Raw genomic sequence first — 17,312 nt, 5'->3', positions numbered from 1 at the left:
CGGCGGAAACAGCTCTTCCCACAACGGAACCGGTGGTCCGCGCTACCGCAGTCTCCCGGTGCCGGACATTCCTGCCGACCTGGTCGGCGCGCAGAATTGGCGCCTCGACGACCTCCTCCTGCCCGCGCTCACGGTGCGCCGCAGCGCGATCGAGCACAACGTCGGACTGCACGCCGCCTGGTGTGCCCAGCGTGGGGTGTCACAGGCGCCCCATGCGAAGACCCATCTGTCGCCGGAGATCGTGCGGCTGCAGCTGGAGTCGGGAGCGTGGGGCATGACCGCGGCAACCGTCCACCAGGCCCGCCTGCTCGCCGAGTGGGGAGTACGTCGGATCATCCTGGCGCACGAGGTGGTCGATCCGGCCAACATTCGTGCCCTGGCGGGGCTGCTCCGGCAGTACCCCGGCCTGACCGTGCTGCCGCTGGTCGACTCGGTGGACGGGGTACGGGCGTTGGACCGGAACCTGACCGCGGTGCGGGCGGGGGCGCCGCTGCCCGTCCTTGCCGAGCTCGGCCTGCCCGGCGGCCGGACCGGCGCCCGCACCCTCGACGAGCTGGAACGGGTGGGCCGAGCGGTACTCGCCAGCGAGACGCTCGTGCTCGCCGGGGTGGAGGGCTTCGAGGGCATCCTGCCGGGCGGCCGCGACGCCGAATCCCTCGCCTGCGTGGACGAGTACGTCGCCGCGCTCATCGACGCGGTGGCGCACCTCGACGAGCTGGGGATGTTCGATGGCGTCGACGAGATCCTGCTGACTGCCGGCGGCTCCGCCTTCCCGGACCGCCTCGCGCTGGCCGAACGGCCCGTGCTCAGCCGGAGCCTGCGCCTGGTGGTGCGCTCGGGTGGGACGGCGACACACGACTACGGCGACCATGCCGACATACCTCCGCTCGCGCCGGAGGCCGACCATCCGCTCGGGGCGCTGCGGCCGGCGCTCGAACTGTGGGCCGCCATCGTCTCCACGCCGGAAGCGGGCCTTGCGCTGGCGGCGTTCGGCAAGCGTGACGCGCCGTACGACACCCAGCTGCCCGTCGTTCTCGGTTGCCGACGCGACGGGCAGGCGGTGCCGGTCGACGGCGTCGCCGTGACGAAGCTGAACGACCAGCACGCCTACCTCGCACACGACGGACGCCTGCGCGTAGGGGACGTCCTCCGGCTCGGTCCGTGCCATCCGTGCACGGCGTTCGACAAGTGGCCGCTGGTGCCGGTGCTGGACGACGAGGACGCGGTCGTCGGCGCCGTGACCACCTGGTTCTAGGCGGGTGGGCGTGCCGGGGGCCGGTCCCGGCACGCCCACCCGCTCAGTCCGCGCGGCGAAGCTCCTGGCGTTGGGTACCCAGGCCGTCGATGCTCAGCTCCATCACGTCGCCCGGCTTCAGGTACGGGAAGCGCCCCGACAGCGCGACACCCTGCGGCGTGCCGGTGTTGATGATGTCGCCAGGTTCGAGCGCCGCCACCTGCGACAGGTGCCACACGAGGTAGTCGACGGGGAAGATCAGGTCCGCAGTGGTGGAGTCCTGCCGCGGCTCGCCGTTCACCCAGGACCGGATCCGCAGCGCTGTGGCGTCGATCTCGTCGGCCGGCACCAGGGCGGGGCCGAGTGGGTTGAACGTCTCGCAGCACTTGCCCTTCGACCATTGCCCGGCGGACTGTTCGAGCTGGAAGGCCCGCTCGGAGACGTCGTTCGCGATCGTGTATCCGGCGATGTGGCGGCCGGCGTCGGCCGGGGAGTCGAGGTACCGTGCGCGCTGGCCGATGACCACAGCCAGCTCTACCTCCCAGTCGGTCTTCATCGAGCCCCGCGGGATCAGGACGTCGTCGTTCGGCCCCACGACCGTGTTCGGCGTCTTGAAGAACAGCACCGGAACCGACGGCGGTGCCGCGCCCGACTCGGCGGCGTGGGCGGCGTAGTTCATGCCGATGCACCAGACGGCGTGCGGCCGGGCGACGGGCGGCCCGAGGCGTACGCCGGTGATGTCGACCGGCGGTAACGCGTTGTCGGCCAGCGCCTGTCGCGTACGCCCGATGCCGTCGTCGGCGAGGAAGGAGCCGTCCACGTCGGCGGTGAGCGGGGAAAGGTCGAACGTGGCATCGGTGTCGTCGGAGACGACCGGCCGTTCGGCGCCGGGTTCGCCTACGCGAAGGAAGCGCATTGTTCTCCTTCAGGGTCTGCGCGGGGCTGGTGTCTGCCCGGATCGCCCACCCATCCGAGGCCTGCCGCAGTGGCCGGATGGTGAGCGTCCGCATCGACGCGGTCCCGTGACGATCTCACACTGTTGAGTGCAGAAATGGTACGTTATTTTCATCAGGCGAAACAGTAGTGTCCGGCGCGGTGTGTCGGGCCGCCGGACGACGGCTGCCGTGCCCGGTTCCCGGCCGCGTCCGCCGGTCGGGACCATCGCCCAGCGCTGAAACCACGGTCTCCACGAGGAGTATGAGCGTGACCAACCAGCCTCACCCGACGTCCGGCACGAGGCGGGTCGCCTTCGCCTCGTTGATGTACGAGACCAACACGTTCGCGCCCGGACCGCAGGGGCTCGACGCGTTCAGAGCGTCCACCTACGCCGACGGCGCGGAGGTTCTCACCGTCGGGCAGGGGCTGGACTCCATCGCCGGCGCCCTGGCGGTGGCGCGCGCGAACGGCGTGGACGTCGTGCCGACGACCGCCGCCGGCGCGATGAGCGGCCCGACGGTCGCGGCCGGGGTGTACCCGTTCCTGCGCGACCGGCTCCTGGCCGGGCTGGCACCGTTGCGCGGGCAGGTCGACGGCATCTACCTGCAGTTGCACGGCGCGATGGTCGCCGAGGACGAGCCGGACGTCGAGGGCGACTTGCTGTCGGCGGTGGCCGACCTCATGGGCGTACCCGTCGCCGCCTCCTTCGACCTCCACTGCCATTTCACCGCTCGGATGGCCGGGGCGACGCCGCTCATCGCGGGCTACCACACGCTGCCCCACGTCGACATGGTCTCCACCGGAGAGCGGGCGATGCGACTGCTGCTCGCCGCGCTGGATGGTGCGCGACCCGTCATCGCGTGGCGCAACGTCCCGATGATTACCTCGTCCGAGGGGCAGGACACGAACCACCCGCCGATCAGCGAGGTCATGGCGCGGCTGCACGAGATCAAACAGGAGCCCGGCATACTCGACGCCTCGCTGTTCATGACCCAGCCCTGGCTCGACGTACCGGAGCTGGGGTGGACCGCCGTGGTCGTCGCCGACGGCGCCGGTGAGCTGGCCCAGCGCCGGGCCGACGAGATCGCGCAGCTGGTGTGGGACCGGCGGCATCGGGTACTGGCCCCCAAGCTGCCGATCGACGAAGCCCTGGTGCGGGCCGCCGTGATACCCGCGGGTCGGGGGCCGGTGGTCATCGGCGACGGCGCCGACAGCGTCTCCGCCGGGTCGACCGGGGACGGGGCGGAGGTGCTGGCAGCCCTGTCGCGAGCCGACCTCACCGCCCGGGCTCAGGTCATCGTCACGGACGCGCCCGCCGCCCGGCGCCTCGCGGAGGCCGGTATCGGCTCGGAGGTGACCCTACGCCTCGGTGGCCGCCTGGCGCCGCAGTTCCACACGCCGGTCGAGGTCACGGGAACCGTCGTCACCGTGACGAACGGCCGGTACGAGTCGCTGTACCCGCCGGTCCCCGTCGACCTGGGGACGGCCGTGGTGCTCCGGGTTGGCCGGCATCTGCATGTCGTGGTGACCGAGCGGCCGGCCAGCCAGCTTGACTACCAGCTGTACCTGCACGTCGGACTGGATCCGCGCGACGCCGCGGTCGTCGTGACGAAGTCGGCAGGTGGCTACCGCGCGTTCTTCGAACCGATCGCCGCGGAGTGTCTCGACGTCGCAACACGAGGGCCGTCCGATTCGCGCATCGAGCTGATGCCGTTCACGCGGGTGCCGCGCCCGCTGTACCCGCTGGACCCCGACGTGGAGTGGTCTCTTCCGGGTTAGACCGGCAGGCTACGCCGGCCCGGTGGAGCCGGGCCGGCGGCTGCCGGCGCGTACGGCGGTCCGCACGTCGCGCGCCGAGGCGGCCCCGCGCAGGTGCCACAGTGTGGTGGTGGCGGGCAGGGGAACGTCGGTCCGATCGTGCGCTCGCTCGCCCGTCACCCGGCCGGGCTCAGCGCAAAAAATGAAATGTCCATTCCACTAGACAGTAGACCGTGGTTTCATATGGCAGAGCGGACGCCCGCCGGCCAGGGTAGGTGAGCGTCCGCCGATACTCGCGTGAGATGGGGGCGCCGTGGCTGCTGACCTGATTCTGCGATCCGCGACTGTCGTCGACGGAACGGGTAGCGAGCCGTTCACCGCCGATGTCGCCGTGTCCGGCGGTCGCATCGTGGAGATCGGCGACCTGCGTGGCCGATCGGCCGCCCGCGTCGTGGACGTGGACGGAAGGGTCATCTGCCCGGGGTTCATTGACATCCACACCCATTCCGACGTCAGCCTGCTGTTGGATCCGGCCGGTGAGAGCAAGGTGCGGCAAGGCGTCACCACCGAGGTGACCGGAAACTGCGGCTTCTCCGCGTTCCCGCTGTCCGAGGACAGGCTGGACCTGCACGCCGACCACCTGGCGAGGATCGGGGACGATCCGGTCGAACTCACCTGGCGCACGCTCGACGGGTACGCGTCGCGGCTGGCCGGGTCTCCGCCGGCGCTGAACGTCGCCCCGCTGGTCGGCCACGGCACGATCCGCGTCGCCGTGATGGGGGTGGAGCAGCGACGGCCGACCCCGGACGAGCTCGACGAGATGCGCCGGCTGGTCGCGCAGAGCCTCGACGACGGCGCCTTCGGACTGTCGACCGGGCTGACACACATCCCGTCCGGGTACGGCGACACCGACGAGGTACGCGAACTGGTGCGCGTGGTGGCCAGCCGGGGCGCGCTCTACAGCACGCACTGCCGGGAGTCCCACGGTCGCGGGTTCCCGGCGATCGAGGAAGCGATCGCGACCTGCGCCGATGTCGGCGCCAGGCTCCAGTTCTCACACGCGGCCATCAACGAGCCGGGCAAGTGGGGGCGTGCGTCAGAGGCCGTGGCCCTGTTCGAGCAGGCCGAGGCGGCCGGCCTGGACGTGCGCTTCGACGTCTACCCCTACGACGCGTCGTCGTCCTCACTGACCCAGTACCTGCCCGCCTGGGTACAGGCCGGCGGGACCGAGGAGATGCGCCGGCTGCTGTCGGATCCGGCGGTGCGCGAACGCGCGGAGCGGGAACTGGCGGCCGGCTGGATGGGGGGCATTCCCTGGTTCTGGGACCGGGTGGTCATCAGCCGCAGCGGTCCGGGGCGCGAGGACTGTGTCGGCCTGACGATCGAGCAGGCCGCCGCCCGCGCGCGCGTGGACCCGGTGTCGTTCACGCTCGACCTGTGCCTGGAGCACGGCAACAGCGTGCAGGTCGTCCTCTTCTACCGGACCGAGGCCGACATGACCACGTTCCTGGCGCACCGGCTCTCGCTGGTGGGATCCGACGGCTCGGCGGTACCGCTCGATCAGCGTGGGCTCAAGCCACACCCGCGTGGCTTCGGCACCTTCCCGCGCATCCTCGGCCGGTACGTCCGGGACCAGGGGCTGCTCACCCTCGCCGGCGCCGTTCACAAGATGACCGGCGCGGTGGCGGACCGGCTGCAGGTGCGCGACCGGGGCCGGGTCACCGTTGGGGCGTACGCCGATCTGGTCGTCATCGATCCCGCGTCGATCGCGGACTCCGCCACCTTCACCGAGCCCGCCCAGCCGCCGGTAGGGGTCGACTATGTGCTGGTCAACGGCGACGTCTGCGTCGATGAAGGAGTGCAGACGGCGGCCCGCCCGGGACGGCTGCTACGGCGGGAACGCCACGTACCGGCCTGACCGACTGGTAGCGCGCCGCCGCGCCGGCCATGACGCGAGACATCGCTCGCCCGCCCCACTGCAGAAACTCGCCCGCCTCATTGCAGAAAAGAGCCCGAAGGTGCAACCCACATCCACGCCGGGGGACCAGAACCCGACGGAGGTCCCACGCGAACTCGCCAGCCAGCGGGTACGCCGGATGAGCTTCGAAGGCGACGCGCTCCGCCTCTCCATGGATTGGTCCGTCGAGGACCTCGGCCGGCCGCAGGTGCTGGTCGAGACAACCGCCGGCTCGTCCCACCCGAGCTCCTACGCGCTGCGCGAACTGGGCGCCGAGGCGGCGAAAGGCGTGCTGCAGGCCGGCGGCAAGCCGGGCGAGTACACCACGACGGACATCTGCGACGGGGTCGCGCAGGCGCACGACGGCATGCGGTACCCGCTGGCATCGCGGGAGTTCATCGCCAACATGGTGGAGATCCACGCCAACGCCACGCCGTTCGACGCGATGGTCCTGTCGTCGGCCGGGGACAAGGCGGTGCCCGCGCACCTGCTCGCCATCGCCCGACTGGACCTGCCGTCGGTGCACATCCCGGGTGGCGCGATGGCGGCCGGTCCCCAGTTCCGCTCCAACGAGGAGCTGTGGAGCATGAAGGTGGCCGTCGACCAGGGGACGCTGGATTTCGAGGAGTTCCTGGCCTTCCAGCGCTTCGCGTGTCCGGGCTGCGGGGCGTGCCAGTACATGGGCACGGCCGCGACCATGCAGGTGATGAGCGAGGCGCTGGGGCTCGCCCTGCCGTGGGGTGCGCTCGTGCCGGCCACCATGGCCGAGATCCGTCGGATGGCGCGGGCGGCAGGGGAGCGCGCGGTCGAGTTGCTGACGGCCGGCGTGACTGCCCGGCAGATCCTGACCCGCGAGGCCTTCGAGAACGCGGTCACGGTACACGCGGCCATCGGCGGTTCCCTGAACGCGGTCATGCACCTCATCGCGATCGCGCGCGAGGCCGGTGTGCCGCTCACGGCCGAGGACTTCGACGCGATCCACCGGCGTACGCCGGTCCTGGTCGATGCCAAGACCGCCGGCCGGTACCCGACCGAGCTGTTCTGGTACGCCGGTGGTGTCCCGGCGCTGATGGCGCAGATCAAGGATCTACTGCACCTCGACTGCGTCACCGTCACCGGCGCGACGGTGGGGGAGAACCTCGAGCGGCTCAACGGTAGCCAGTTGCAGAAGCATGCCGCGATGTTTCTCGGAAACTACCGGCTGCGACCCGAGCAGGTCATCCGCCCGCTGAACGACCCCGTGTACGATTCCGGCTCGACCGTACTGTTGTCCGGTAATCTCGCCACCGGCGCCATCGTGAAGTCACACGCTGTCGCGTCGTCGATGCTCACCCATGCCGGCCCCGCGCGCGTGTTCGACCGCGAAGAGGACGCGATCGCCACGCTGCTCGATGACCGCATCCAGCCGGGCGATGTGGTCGTCGTCCGCTACCAGGGGCCACGCGCGAACGGCATGCCGGAGATGTTCTTCCTCTCGGAACTGATCGCGTCCAACCCCGTGCTGGCATCCACCACCGCGCTCGTCACTGACGGCCGATTCTCAGGAGCCAGCCGCGGTCCCTGCGTCGGATACGCCTATCCGGAGGCGATGGACGGCGGCCCGCTGGCCTTCGTCGAGGACGGGGACCTGGTGGAGATCGATATCCCGCGCCGGCTTCTGCGGGTGGTCGGCCTGAGGGGCGTGCCCGCGACCGCCGAGCAGATCGACCAGGAGTGGGGCCGCCGCAAGGCGGACTGGCCCCGTCCGCAGGTCGTCCATCGTGGAGCTCTCGGCCAGTACACTGCCCTGGCGAGGCCGGCACTGTTCGGAGGCGGCCTGGAGACCCGCATCGAGCACTGAGCGCAGCGTGTCCGAGCATTCAATCGCCCCGTGGCCCACCCGGAATACAGCGAGCTTCGCCGGGCCGCGAGCGGGTGGGCTCGGCGCCGACCGCTGCGGCGAGCATCTCGGATCGACACCGACCACCGCGGCGAGCAGCCCGGATCTTCCTTACCCCGCGCACACATTCCCGGCGGCCAGCGCCGCGGGTTCCCGTCCTTGCGGTCCCGGTAATTCGAGAGGTGTTCTGATGACCAACATTCACCCCAAGCGGCCCGGTTGGCGTTTACCGTGCCTCGCACCGGTGGCTTCCGCAGACCACGTCTGCGGCCCTTCTTGCGGAGCAGCTGAGGCCGTTGGCGCCCAAAGCGGCGGGGTTCTCCTTCTACAACTACGGTTTCATGGCGCTACCTATGCTCGACTGGGTGGCGGAGGCGACAGGTGCCGTCCCAGTGGCCTCCCGTACGTCTGAAGCCAGGTCATGACCAATGCGGCAGCGCCGGACCGAGGCGCTTCAACGGTACTGGGAACCTCTCCAGGCCATGCCAAAGCAGGGCCAGGCGTCACTTCGACAGCGGGCAGGGGTGTGGTGAGCACGCGCGCCCGCATCGCGGTGGGCGGCATCCGCTACGAGTCGAACAGGCCGGGCCTGCCGGTGCCCACTGGCGAGAAGGTTCGGCTCCGTTGAGCGCGAACGGGGCCGTTGTCGTGACCGGTGCGGCGTCCGGTATCGGCTCGGCCGCGGTGCGCCTGCTCGCCGCCCGTAAGCCCGATCGGCCGATCGTGGGTATCGACCTGGCCTGGCCGGCCGACAGCGACGTGCCGTGTCACCGGTTGGTTGCCGATGTCACGGACCCGGCCATCCTCGCCGAGGCGTTCGCGGCGTGGGACGCGCACGGGCTCGGAGTCCGTGGACTCGTGTGTGCGGCGGGTATCCAACAGCGGGTGCCGTCACTGGACCTCACCGCGGAGCAGTGGCACGCCATGCTCGCGGTTCACCTCGACGGCGCCTTCTTCGCCTGCCAGCAGGCCGCCCGGCGAATGGCCGACGGGGGCTCGATCGTCCTGTTCTCCAGTGTCGCGGAGTTCTTCGGCTGGCCCGAGCGCACCGCGTACGCCGTGGCCAAGGCCGGAATCTCGGCCATGGCCCGTTCGCTCGCCGTGGAGTGGTCCGGCCGTGGCATCCGCGTGAACGCCGTCGCTCCGGGATACGTCGACACGCCACTCATCGCCCGGGCCCGGGCCCGCGGTGAGCTCCCGGTCGAGCCCGCCGACCTGCACGCGATGGGCCGACTGGCCGGTGCGGACGAGGTGGCCGCACCGATTTGCTTCCTGCTGTCGGAGGACGCGTCGTTCATCACCGGCGAGACGCTCGTGGTGGACGGGGGCTACCGGGTCCTGAAGAGCCGGTAGGAGGCGAGTGTGCTGTCCGCGGGTTTCCGGCACGGTGTCCCGTCCGCGCCACATGTCGGTACGGATGACTGCAGCTGAGGACAGAAGCAGGGAGTGATCGGTGCGATGAGCGGTGAACATACAGGGCTCGCAGTGGTTACCGGAGCGGGCTCAGGAATCGGTCAGGCGATAGCCATCCGGCTCGCGAAGGCTGGTTATGCCTGCGTACTTACCGGCAGGCGCCCGCAGGCGTTGGCCGAGACGGCCGAGGCTATCGCCGTCGACGGTGGGGACGCGCGCTGCGTACCGGCCGACGTCACCGGCCCGGACGGTCGAGCCGAGGTGCTCCGGGCCGTAGATGAGCATCCGCTGAAACTCACCGCGCTGGTCAACAACGCCGGTGCAGCTCATCCCGAGCCGCTGTTCGACCAGCGGCTGGAAACCTGGCGCGCCGCCTTCGCGCTCAACGTCGAGGCCGCCGCTTTCCTGTCGTTCGAGGCGATGAGACGGATGACCGACGGCGGGGCGATCGTCAACATCGGGTCGGTGTACGGCTCGTTGGGGCGCAACGCTGCCTTCTACGCTCGACGCGATCCTGTGCAGACGCCCCACGGCCCCGTCCGCTCGATTTCCTACGCGGCCTCGAAGGGGGCGATCGTCCAACTGACGCGCGAGCTGGCCGTCGCGGGCGCCGGCTTCGGCGTGCGTGTCAACTGTGTGTCACCCGGGATGATCAAACTCGCGACGCGTGACATGCATCCGGAGATGGAGGAGGCCCTGAGCGACGCGACACCGATGGGTCGGCTCGGCCGCCCGGACGAAGTCGCGGGGGCGGTGCGCTTTCTCCTCTCTTCCGATGCGAGCTTCGTGACCGGGGTGGACCTGTTCGTCGATGGTGGATGGACCGCTTGGTAGGAGGCTGGAACCGAAGCGCCTGCCGTACCTCCGTCGCGGGCGCCTCCCCGGCCCAGGTGCCGACAATGTGCCGGCGTCGCTCGCCGGCCGGCTGGAGCAGGCCGGCCGGCGAGCGACGCCTCAGCGCTGTTCGTTCGCCAGCGCGGCCGAACGCATCTGGATCGTGCTCACGCCCTGGATCCGCGACACCGTGCCGGCCGCCATGGCTGACCGCGTCCGCTGGGCTGGCGCCCTCTTCCGCGACCGTCCGACCGGCCGGATGGCGGCCACCGGCGCGCTCTGAAGCTCGTCCTGGCCTCCCGCTGGAACCGACAGGACTCCTGGCCAACTGCTTAGTTACAAAGAATTGATTACGTGGCCTGGACAGGGTTGATCGTCGCCGGTACTTTAGCTCACAAAACTCGGGTTCCATCAGATGAAACAACGGCGGTGCGGTCCGTCGTACATCGGCCGGGTGGGCGTCGCGCCCCGAGCGGGGCGAAGGTGCGGACGCGCGGGGCTCGCCGGTGGTGCGTTGCGGTATGCCGCCTCTGCCCGCGGGGCCCCGCCTGCACGCGGCGTCACCCGCAACTGTCGATCGCGGATTCGACGAGAACAGGGATCACGGCGCAAGGGGGGATCGAGTGACTGTCACCTGACCGCGCGGGAAGCGCTCCGGACGGGCGTATTCGAGTCGCGGCCGGCGTGCCTTGAGACGGTGGCCGAAACAGCGGCACGCTCGCCCGGGGGACAGCCGCCGGTTGCTGTCCCTGCGACGCGTCGGTGCCGACGGTGCGGGCCGGGTGGATGCGCCTCTCGCGCGAGACGCCGACGTTTGTCGGAACGCGCGGTCCGCGCAGATCGTGGAGCTGGCCGATCGAGAACGGAGTTGTGGTCGCGGTGGCGCCTGTCCTGGACATTTCTGATCTTACGGTGGAGTTCGACACGCCCGAAGGAACCGTGCGGGCCGTCGACCATGTCAGCTACTCGGTCGATGCCGGCGAAACGCTCGCGGTGGTGGGGGAGACGGGCTGCGGCAAGTCCGTGACGGTGTTGGCGGCGCTCGGCCTGCTCGGCGCCGGTCGCATCGTGTCGGGAGCGGTCACGTTCGGTGGTGCCGACCTGCTCGACATGCCCGCCAAGAAGCGCCGGCGTCTGCTGGGTCACGACCTGACCATGGTCTTCCAAAACCCGATGACCGCTTTGAACCCGGTGATGACAGTCGGCCGGCAGGTAGCCGAGACACTGCTGGTCCACGAGCCGAAAATGAGCCGGGGCACCGCCCGCGACCGTGCCATCGAGTTGCTGGCGATGGTGGGAGTGCCGCAGCCCGACGTCCGCTACAACCAGTACCCGCACGAGTTCTCGGGTGGGATGTGCCAGCGTGTGGTGATCGCGATGGCGATCGCGAACAAGCCACGGCTGATCGTCGCCGACGAGCCCACGACAGCGGTGGACGTGACGATTCAGGCGCAGTTGCTCGACCTGTTGCGGGTAGCGCGAGAAGAGACCGGGGCGGCCGTCGTCATGATCACCCATGACCTCGGAGTGGTGGCCGAGGTCGCCGAGCGGGTGGCGGTGATGTACGCCGGACGCGTCGTGGAGATGGCGCCGGTCGAGCAGATATTCCGCAGTCCCCGACACCCCTACACCGTCGGCCTGCTGTCGTGCCTGCCCCGGCTCGACCGCGACGTGTCGGAACTGATCCCGATCCCGGGTGCGCCGCCGGACCTCCGTGACGTAGCCCGCGGCTGCCCGTTCGAGCCGCGCTGCGAGATGTCGGCCGCACGGTCCGCGTGCCAGAACACTCGTCCGCCACTCATGCCGGCTGACCCGAACTCGGTCAGTGCATGCCACTTTGTCGACGAGGTGGAGAGCTGGGCGAGGGCGCGGCGCGGGAACGTAGAGGAGGCGGCGTGAGCGTGCGGACCGAGGGTAAGGATGCGGGCTCCGGTGGGGACACACTGGGCCGTGATGCGAAAACGCCGGTGCTGCAGGTCGAGCACCTCGTGAAGCACTTTCCGGTACGCAAGGGGGTATTCGGCCGTCGGGTGGGTGAGGTCCACGCGGTCTCCGACGTCAGCTTTGAAGTATTTAAAGGACAGACGCTAGGCCTGGTCGGCGAATCGGGCTGCGGCAAGTCGACGACGGGCCGAACGGTGATGCGGCTGTTGGAGCCGACGTCGGGAGTCGTCCGGCTGCAGGGGCAGGAGATCACCGCAGCGACGAATCCGCGTGATCTCGCGCGCGACATGGCGTTCGTGTTCCAGGACCCGTTCGCGTCGCTGAACCCGCGCCTGACGGCGGCGAAGAACGTGACCGAGCCGCTTCGGATCCAGGGGGCGGGCGATGCCGCGCAGCGGCGCGCACGGGCGCTCGAGCTGTTCGCCCACGTCGGTCTGCGCGAGGACCAGTTGGACCGCCTGCCATCCGAGTTCTCCGGCGGACAACGCCAGCGCATCGGCATCGCGCGTGCGCTCGCCCTGTCGCCGAAGGTGGTCATCCTCGACGAGCCCGTATCGGCGCTCGACGTCTCGGTGCAGGCGCAGGTCCTGAACCTGCTCAAGCGGCTGCAGGCCGAGACCGACGTGGCCTTCCTGTTCATCAGCCACGACCTGTCGGTGGTACGCCACCTGTGCGACCGGGTCGCCGTGATGTATCTCGGCAAGATCGTCGAGATCGGTGATCGCGCGCAGGTCTACGACCGTCCACTGCACCCCTACACGCAGGCGCTCCTGTCGGCTGTGCCTGTGCCAGTGCCGGGCGCGCGCAGGAACCGGATCGTGCTCCAGGGTGATCTGCCCAGCCCGGTCAATCCACCGAAGGGCTGCCGGTTCCGCACGAGGTGCCCCAAGGCGCAGGCCATCTGCGCGGAGAAGGAGCCCGAGCTGGCGTCCCGGACCGGGGCTCAACTCGTCGCCTGCCACTTCGCCGATGATGATCGGAGCATGGTATGACTGCCTCACCAGCAACCAGCGCGGCGGTCGCGCCGCGCGTGGCGACGCGGCGCGTGCGGTACTCGGCGCGGCAGAAATTCCTGCGCAGCACGTCGGGTCTGATCGGCACGCTGGTCTTCCTCGTGCTTGTCGTCATCGCGATCGCCGCGCCGTTGATCGCTCCCGACAGTCCCCTCAAACGTGCCGGCGACGCCCTGCAGCAGCCGAACGCGCACCACTGGTTCGGCACCGACGAACTCGGCCGGGACCTGTTCTCACGGGTCATCTACGGCACCCGGCTCTCCCTCGAGACCGCCGTCGGCGCGGCCGCACTGTCCTGTGTGGTGGGCTTGCCGGTCGGGATCGTCACCGGCTACCTCGGTGGCTGGGTCGACGCGGTCATCATGCGCGTCACGGACTTCGTGCTGGCGGTGCCCGAGATTCTGTTCGCGCTCGTCGTCGTCGCGACGCTCGGCTCGGGGGTGTTCAAGCTGACCCTCGCGATCGGCATCGGCGCGACCCCGGCCTTCATCCGTCTGGCGCGAGCGAGCACGCTCTCGCTCCGCGACACGGAGTACGTGCTCGCGGCGCGCAGCATGGGCGCCGCCAAGCGCGACATCATGTTCCGGACGGTCATGCCGAACATCCTGCCACCGATCTTCGTACAGATCGTCGTCACCGCGTCGGTGGCGATCCTGGTCGCCGCGGCGCTGAGCTTTGTTGGCCTCGGCACGCCGCCGCCGGCACCGAGCTGGGGTGGCATGTTGCAGACCTCGCGCTCGTATCTCTACCAGCAGGTCTGGTACGCGATCCTGCCAGGCGTCGCGCTGGCGATCACGGTCGGTGCGCTCGACGCGATCGGCCGCGGTCTGCAACAGGCGCTGGGCACCGAGACAGCAACCAAGGCGAGCGGGGCGATGGGCTGATGGGTAGCTACGTTATTCGCCGACTGTTGCAGTTCGTGCCGGTGATCCTGCTGGCGTCCGTGGCGGTGTGGGCGCTCATCTACGCCGTACCCGGCAACCCGGCCGACGCCCTGGTGGGCCCCGACGCGACGCCACAGGCCGTCGCCGCCGCCAAGGTGCGGCTCGGTCTCGACCGCCCGGTCGTCGAACAGTACTTCATCTGGCTGGGACACGCGCTCCATCTGGACCTCGGTCACTCGGCCATCAGCGGCCAGCCCGTCACGGAGCTCATGGCATCGCGCATCCCGGCGTCCATCCAACTCGCGGTGTTCTCGATGGTGATCGGGCTGGTGCTCGCATTCCCGCTCGGAATCGCCTCGGCGCTCAAACCGCGATCCGTACTGACCAAAGCGATCAACCTCTACCAGGCCGTCGCGCTGGCCGTACCGACGTTCTGGGTCGGGATCCTGCTGATCATCGGCCTGGCGATACGCGTTCACCTGTTCCCGTCGATCTCGAACTATGTGCCGTTCTGGGCCGACCCCGTCGGTGCGTTCAAGAACACCTTCATGCCGGCACTGTGCCTGGGCACCTTCATCTCGGGGATCATCGCGCGATTCGTCACGGCCTCGCTCAGGCAGTCGATGTCGCAGGATTACATCCGCACCGCACGGGCGAAGGGAGTGCCCGAGTACGGGGTGATCTCCAGACACGCCCTGCGCAACGCGCTGCTGCCCACGGTGACGATCGTGGGCTTGCAGGTGGGCTCCTTCCTCGGCGGCACCGTCGTCACCGAGGTCGTGTTCTCCTATCCGGGACTCGGGCGCATGATCTATTCGGCCGTGACCTCCCGCGACTACCCGGTGATCCAGGGCGCAGTGTTGTTCATCGTCGTGGCGTTCCTCGCCATCAACCTGGTGGTGGACGTGCTTTACGCCTATCTCGATCCACGTGTGCAGCTCCGCTAGGTGAGTTCAGAAGTCTCACTCCAACTGGAAGGGTGGAAGATGGCCGACAAGAGCGTCCGCGGCACGGCTGACGTCACCGATGGTGGCAACAGCCAAGTGCTTTCGCGGAGATCAATCCTGAGGATGTCGCTGCTGGGTAGTTCCGCGTTGTTCGCCGGGCCCGCGCTGGCGGCGTGCGGCACGTCGTCCGGCGGCAGCGGATCGACTGCCAGCCAGAACGTCACCATCGGTGTCGTGGGCGACATGGTGAACTTCGACCCCTACTACAACGGGACCGTCGATTTCATCCTGCTGCAGAACCTGAACACCTTCCTCATAGACTACGACGACAAGCTGAAGCCGCAGCCGGCCGCGCTGACGAGCTGGGAGATCAGTAGCGACCATACCCAGGTCACCCTGAAGCTTCGTCCCAACCTGAAGCTGCAGACCGGCAAGACGTGGACCGCCGACGATCTGGTGCAGGGTTTCAAGCGCGCGGCGGATCCAGCCGAGGGCCAGCAGCTCAACGGGCCGATGGCGATCGTGAAGGACTACAAAGCGACCGACAGCAGCACGGTCGTGCTGACGTTCAACCAGCCTGTGCCGGAGCTGCTCATCACGGACCTGCTCGAGAGCTTCCCCGCGGTCGACAGCGCCGACAACAGCTCGAAAGAGCTGGCGAGCAAGCCGGCCAGCGGCGGCCCGTTCCAGCTCGTGTCACGTGATCCGGGCAACGACGTGGTCATCAGCCGCTGGCCGGACTACTGGAACGCCAAGAACGTGCATCTGGAGAAGGTGACGTTTCGGATCTTCGACAACGCGGACGCGATGGTCGGCGCGCTGCAGTCCGGGGCTCTGGACGCGGCCTACAGCCTGCCCGCGAAGAACGCGTCCCAGCTGAAGAACCAGTACGCGATCGTGAAGGGATACCCCGGAGCGCTCGTGCAGTGCCTTCGGATCAACGTGAACACTGCGCCATGGGACAACATCAAGCTGCGGCAGGCGGTTTCGAGGGCGCTGGACCGCGAACGCATCGCCCGTGAGGTGTACTTCGGCTACAGCGTGCCGCTCTACCTCCCGTGGGGACCGGACTCGCCGGCCAACGATCGGTCGTACGCGAAGATGAACTCCTTCGATCTCAACGCGGCGAAGCAGTTGTGGCAGGAGGCCGGCTCACCCGCCGGGGCCGAAGCCCTGGCTGACGGATCGGACGCGGACGCGCTACAGATGCTTCAAATTCTGCAGCAGGACCTGAAGCAGATCGGGTTCGACCTGAAGATCACGACCGTGGACAAGGCCACCTTCACCAAGCGGTTGCTGGCCGGCGATTTCGGCATCCTGTTCGGCGCCATCGGCAACTCGTCGAAGAGCCCGTCCCGCGTCGACACGAACTCGATCTTCCGGATCGTGAAGAACCCCGTCCTGAAGGACAAGGTGCCGCAGGAGTACATAGACGCGATCAAAGCGTCGGAGCGGGCGGTCACGCCGGACCAGGCCAAGGCCGCCTATGCGCAGTTGAACAAGGTGATCACGGAGCAGGCCTTCGGCATCCCGGTGTGCGACATGCCGACGCTGACCGCCACGAAGAAGTCGCTGACCGGTGTGACGCGGGATGTCGACAACCGCCTGGTGCTGGAAGGCGCGAAGGTCAGCTGAGCCGCCGCGATGCCGTCGCCCGTGGCGTCGCCGGTGTGGCTCCGCGCTCGCGTGGGGCCACACCGGCAAGCCGGCAGGCGTGGACTGTCGTAGTGCGAAAGATGTGCGGCGCGTTGGCCGGTGTCCAGTGAGGAGCGCGATGTGAGTACGAGGACCGCGATGACATCCGGCCGTGTCTGGACGCAGGTCGGATGTTCGCGAGTCGTGCGGGTGGTCGACCTCATCGAGGTCAGGTCCCTGCCGCATCAGGATCTCGTGATCGAGATCGAGGCGACGGCGATTGCCGGTTCCGGTGAGTGACGCGATGGCCGTCCCGGGTGGATCGGTGAACGACGAGGTCGCACCGCACGTCTGGCATCACGAGGAAATCATCGGGCACGGCATACGTGCGTTGGCCGAGGGCGGAGTGGACGGCGCTCCCCTGATCGACGGGCGGGTGCTGTCGGTGCGCGCCACGCCCGTCAACGGCACCTCGACCAGCATGGCGATCGGGCTTTCCGTGCTGCCACCGGGCGGGGCGACCCCACCGCACTCGCACGATGCCGAAGAGTTGGCGACGGTCCTGCGGGGCGAGGGGACTATCACCATCGACGGCGCCGATTTCCCGGTCCGCCCCGGCAGCGTCGTCCTGACTCCGTCCAGGTCGACCCACGTCACATCGGCGGGACCGCACGAGCCACTTGTCGTCTGGTGGACCTACGCGCCAGCCGGCAGCGAGCAACGATGGCTCGACGCGGGAGCGGTCGACCCCCGATGACGTAGCTCAGCGGCGAGCCGCCGCCGAGCCGGATGATTCCCCCGTGGACCCGACAGTTCGCCAAACCACTCATACCGCTGTGGCGTTGACGGTGCCTGACACACTGCCGCGACCACCCATT

Annotated in this window: 15 protein-coding genes; 13 read left to right on the top strand and 2 right to left on the bottom strand. The window is 69.1% G+C overall.

Annotation, left to right across the window (positions count from 1 at the left end):
• Positions 1–58: 58 nt before the first annotated feature.
• Complete coding sequence (locus HC031_RS24925) at positions 59–1,255, top strand: alanine racemase (RefSeq protein ID WP_167927846.1); 1,197 nt, start codon at positions 59–61, stop codon at positions 1,253–1,255.
• 43 nt (positions 1,256–1,298) lie between these two features.
• On the opposite strand, the gene HC031_RS24920 is transcribed toward HC031_RS24925, so the two are convergent.
• The gene (locus tag HC031_RS24920; protein WP_167927845.1) at positions 1,299–2,150 is read right to left on the bottom strand and encodes a fumarylacetoacetate hydrolase family protein; all 852 of its coding nucleotides are present in this window, start codon (positions 2,148–2,150) and stop codon (positions 1,299–1,301) included.
• Positions 2,151–2,437: 287 nt separating this feature from the next.
• Here HC031_RS24920 and HC031_RS24915 point away from each other — a divergent pair, with 287 nt between their 5' ends.
• Positions 2,438–3,949, top strand: coding sequence for a M81 family metallopeptidase (locus tag HC031_RS24915; RefSeq protein ID WP_167927844.1), 1,512 nt, complete (start codon positions 2,438–2,440; stop codon positions 3,947–3,949).
• Between the two features lie 9 nt (positions 3,950–3,958).
• Here the strand turns inward: HC031_RS24915 and HC031_RS24910 are convergent, their stop codons facing one another.
• The gene (locus HC031_RS24910) at positions 3,959–4,108 is read right to left on the bottom strand and encodes a hypothetical protein (RefSeq protein ID WP_167927843.1); all 150 of its coding nucleotides are present in this window, start codon (positions 4,106–4,108) and stop codon (positions 3,959–3,961) included.
• Between the two features lie 133 nt (positions 4,109–4,241).
• Here HC031_RS24910 and HC031_RS24905 point away from each other — a divergent pair, with 133 nt between their 5' ends.
• From HC031_RS24905 to HC031_RS34070, 11 genes are all read left to right on the top strand, one after another.
• Complete coding sequence (locus tag HC031_RS24905) at positions 4,242–5,846, top strand: amidohydrolase family protein (protein ID WP_167927842.1); 1,605 nt, start codon at positions 4,242–4,244, stop codon at positions 5,844–5,846.
• A gap of 100 nt (positions 5,847–5,946) precedes the next feature.
• Complete coding sequence (gene ilvD, locus HC031_RS24900; protein WP_167927841.1) at positions 5,947–7,725, top strand: dihydroxy-acid dehydratase domain-containing protein; 1,779 nt, start codon at positions 5,947–5,949, stop codon at positions 7,723–7,725.
• Positions 7,726–8,388: 663 nt separating this feature from the next.
• The gene (locus tag HC031_RS24895) at positions 8,389–9,117 is read left to right on the top strand and encodes an SDR family NAD(P)-dependent oxidoreductase (RefSeq protein WP_167927840.1); all 729 of its coding nucleotides are present in this window, start codon (positions 8,389–8,391) and stop codon (positions 9,115–9,117) included.
• Positions 9,118–9,222: 105 nt separating this feature from the next.
• The gene (locus HC031_RS24890; RefSeq protein WP_167927839.1) at positions 9,223–10,011 is read left to right on the top strand and encodes an SDR family NAD(P)-dependent oxidoreductase; all 789 of its coding nucleotides are present in this window, start codon (positions 9,223–9,225) and stop codon (positions 10,009–10,011) included.
• Positions 10,012–10,078: 67 nt separating this feature from the next.
• Complete coding sequence (locus tag HC031_RS24885) at positions 10,079–10,294, top strand: hypothetical protein (protein WP_167927838.1); 216 nt, start codon at positions 10,079–10,081, stop codon at positions 10,292–10,294.
• A gap of 629 nt (positions 10,295–10,923) precedes the next feature.
• Positions 10,924–11,910, top strand: coding sequence for an oligopeptide/dipeptide ABC transporter ATP-binding protein (locus tag HC031_RS24880; protein WP_205863217.1), 987 nt, complete (start codon positions 10,924–10,926; stop codon positions 11,908–11,910).
• A 44-nt stretch (positions 11,911–11,954) separates the two neighbouring features.
• Positions 11,955–12,947 carry an ABC transporter ATP-binding protein gene (locus tag HC031_RS24875; RefSeq protein ID WP_240942924.1) on the top strand — a complete coding sequence of 331 codons (993 nt, stop codon included), beginning with the start codon at positions 11,955–11,957 and terminating at the stop codon, positions 12,945–12,947.
• Positions 12,944–13,852 carry an ABC transporter permease gene (locus tag HC031_RS24870; protein WP_167927835.1) on the top strand — a complete coding sequence of 303 codons (909 nt, stop codon included), beginning with the start codon at positions 12,944–12,946 and terminating at the stop codon, positions 13,850–13,852. Before HC031_RS24875 ends, HC031_RS24870 begins: the two co-directional genes overlap by 4 nt.
• Entirely contained in the window at positions 13,852–14,799 is a 948-nt protein-coding gene (locus tag HC031_RS24865; RefSeq protein WP_167927834.1) for an ABC transporter permease, read from the top strand. Before HC031_RS24870 ends, HC031_RS24865 begins: the two co-directional genes overlap by 1 nt.
• 39 nt (positions 14,800–14,838) lie before the next feature.
• Positions 14,839–16,434 (top strand): ABC transporter substrate-binding protein, encoded by a 1,596-nt coding sequence (locus HC031_RS24860; RefSeq protein WP_167927833.1) that lies wholly within the window; start codon positions 14,839–14,841, stop codon positions 16,432–16,434.
• Positions 16,435–16,759: 325 nt separating this feature from the next.
• A complete protein-coding gene (locus HC031_RS34070; RefSeq protein WP_167927832.1) occupies positions 16,760–17,191 on the top strand; it encodes a dimethylsulfonioproprionate lyase family protein in 432 nt (143 codons plus the stop codon).
• Positions 17,192–17,312 lie beyond the last annotated feature (121 nt).

The sequence above is a fragment of the Planosporangium thailandense genome, assembly GCF_011947195.1.
Classification (GTDB): domain Bacteria; phylum Actinomycetota; class Actinomycetes; order Mycobacteriales; family Micromonosporaceae; genus Planosporangium; species Planosporangium thailandense.
The sequence above is the reverse complement of the archived record's forward strand: the minus strand, read 5'-3'. Positions and strand labels throughout refer to the sequence as shown.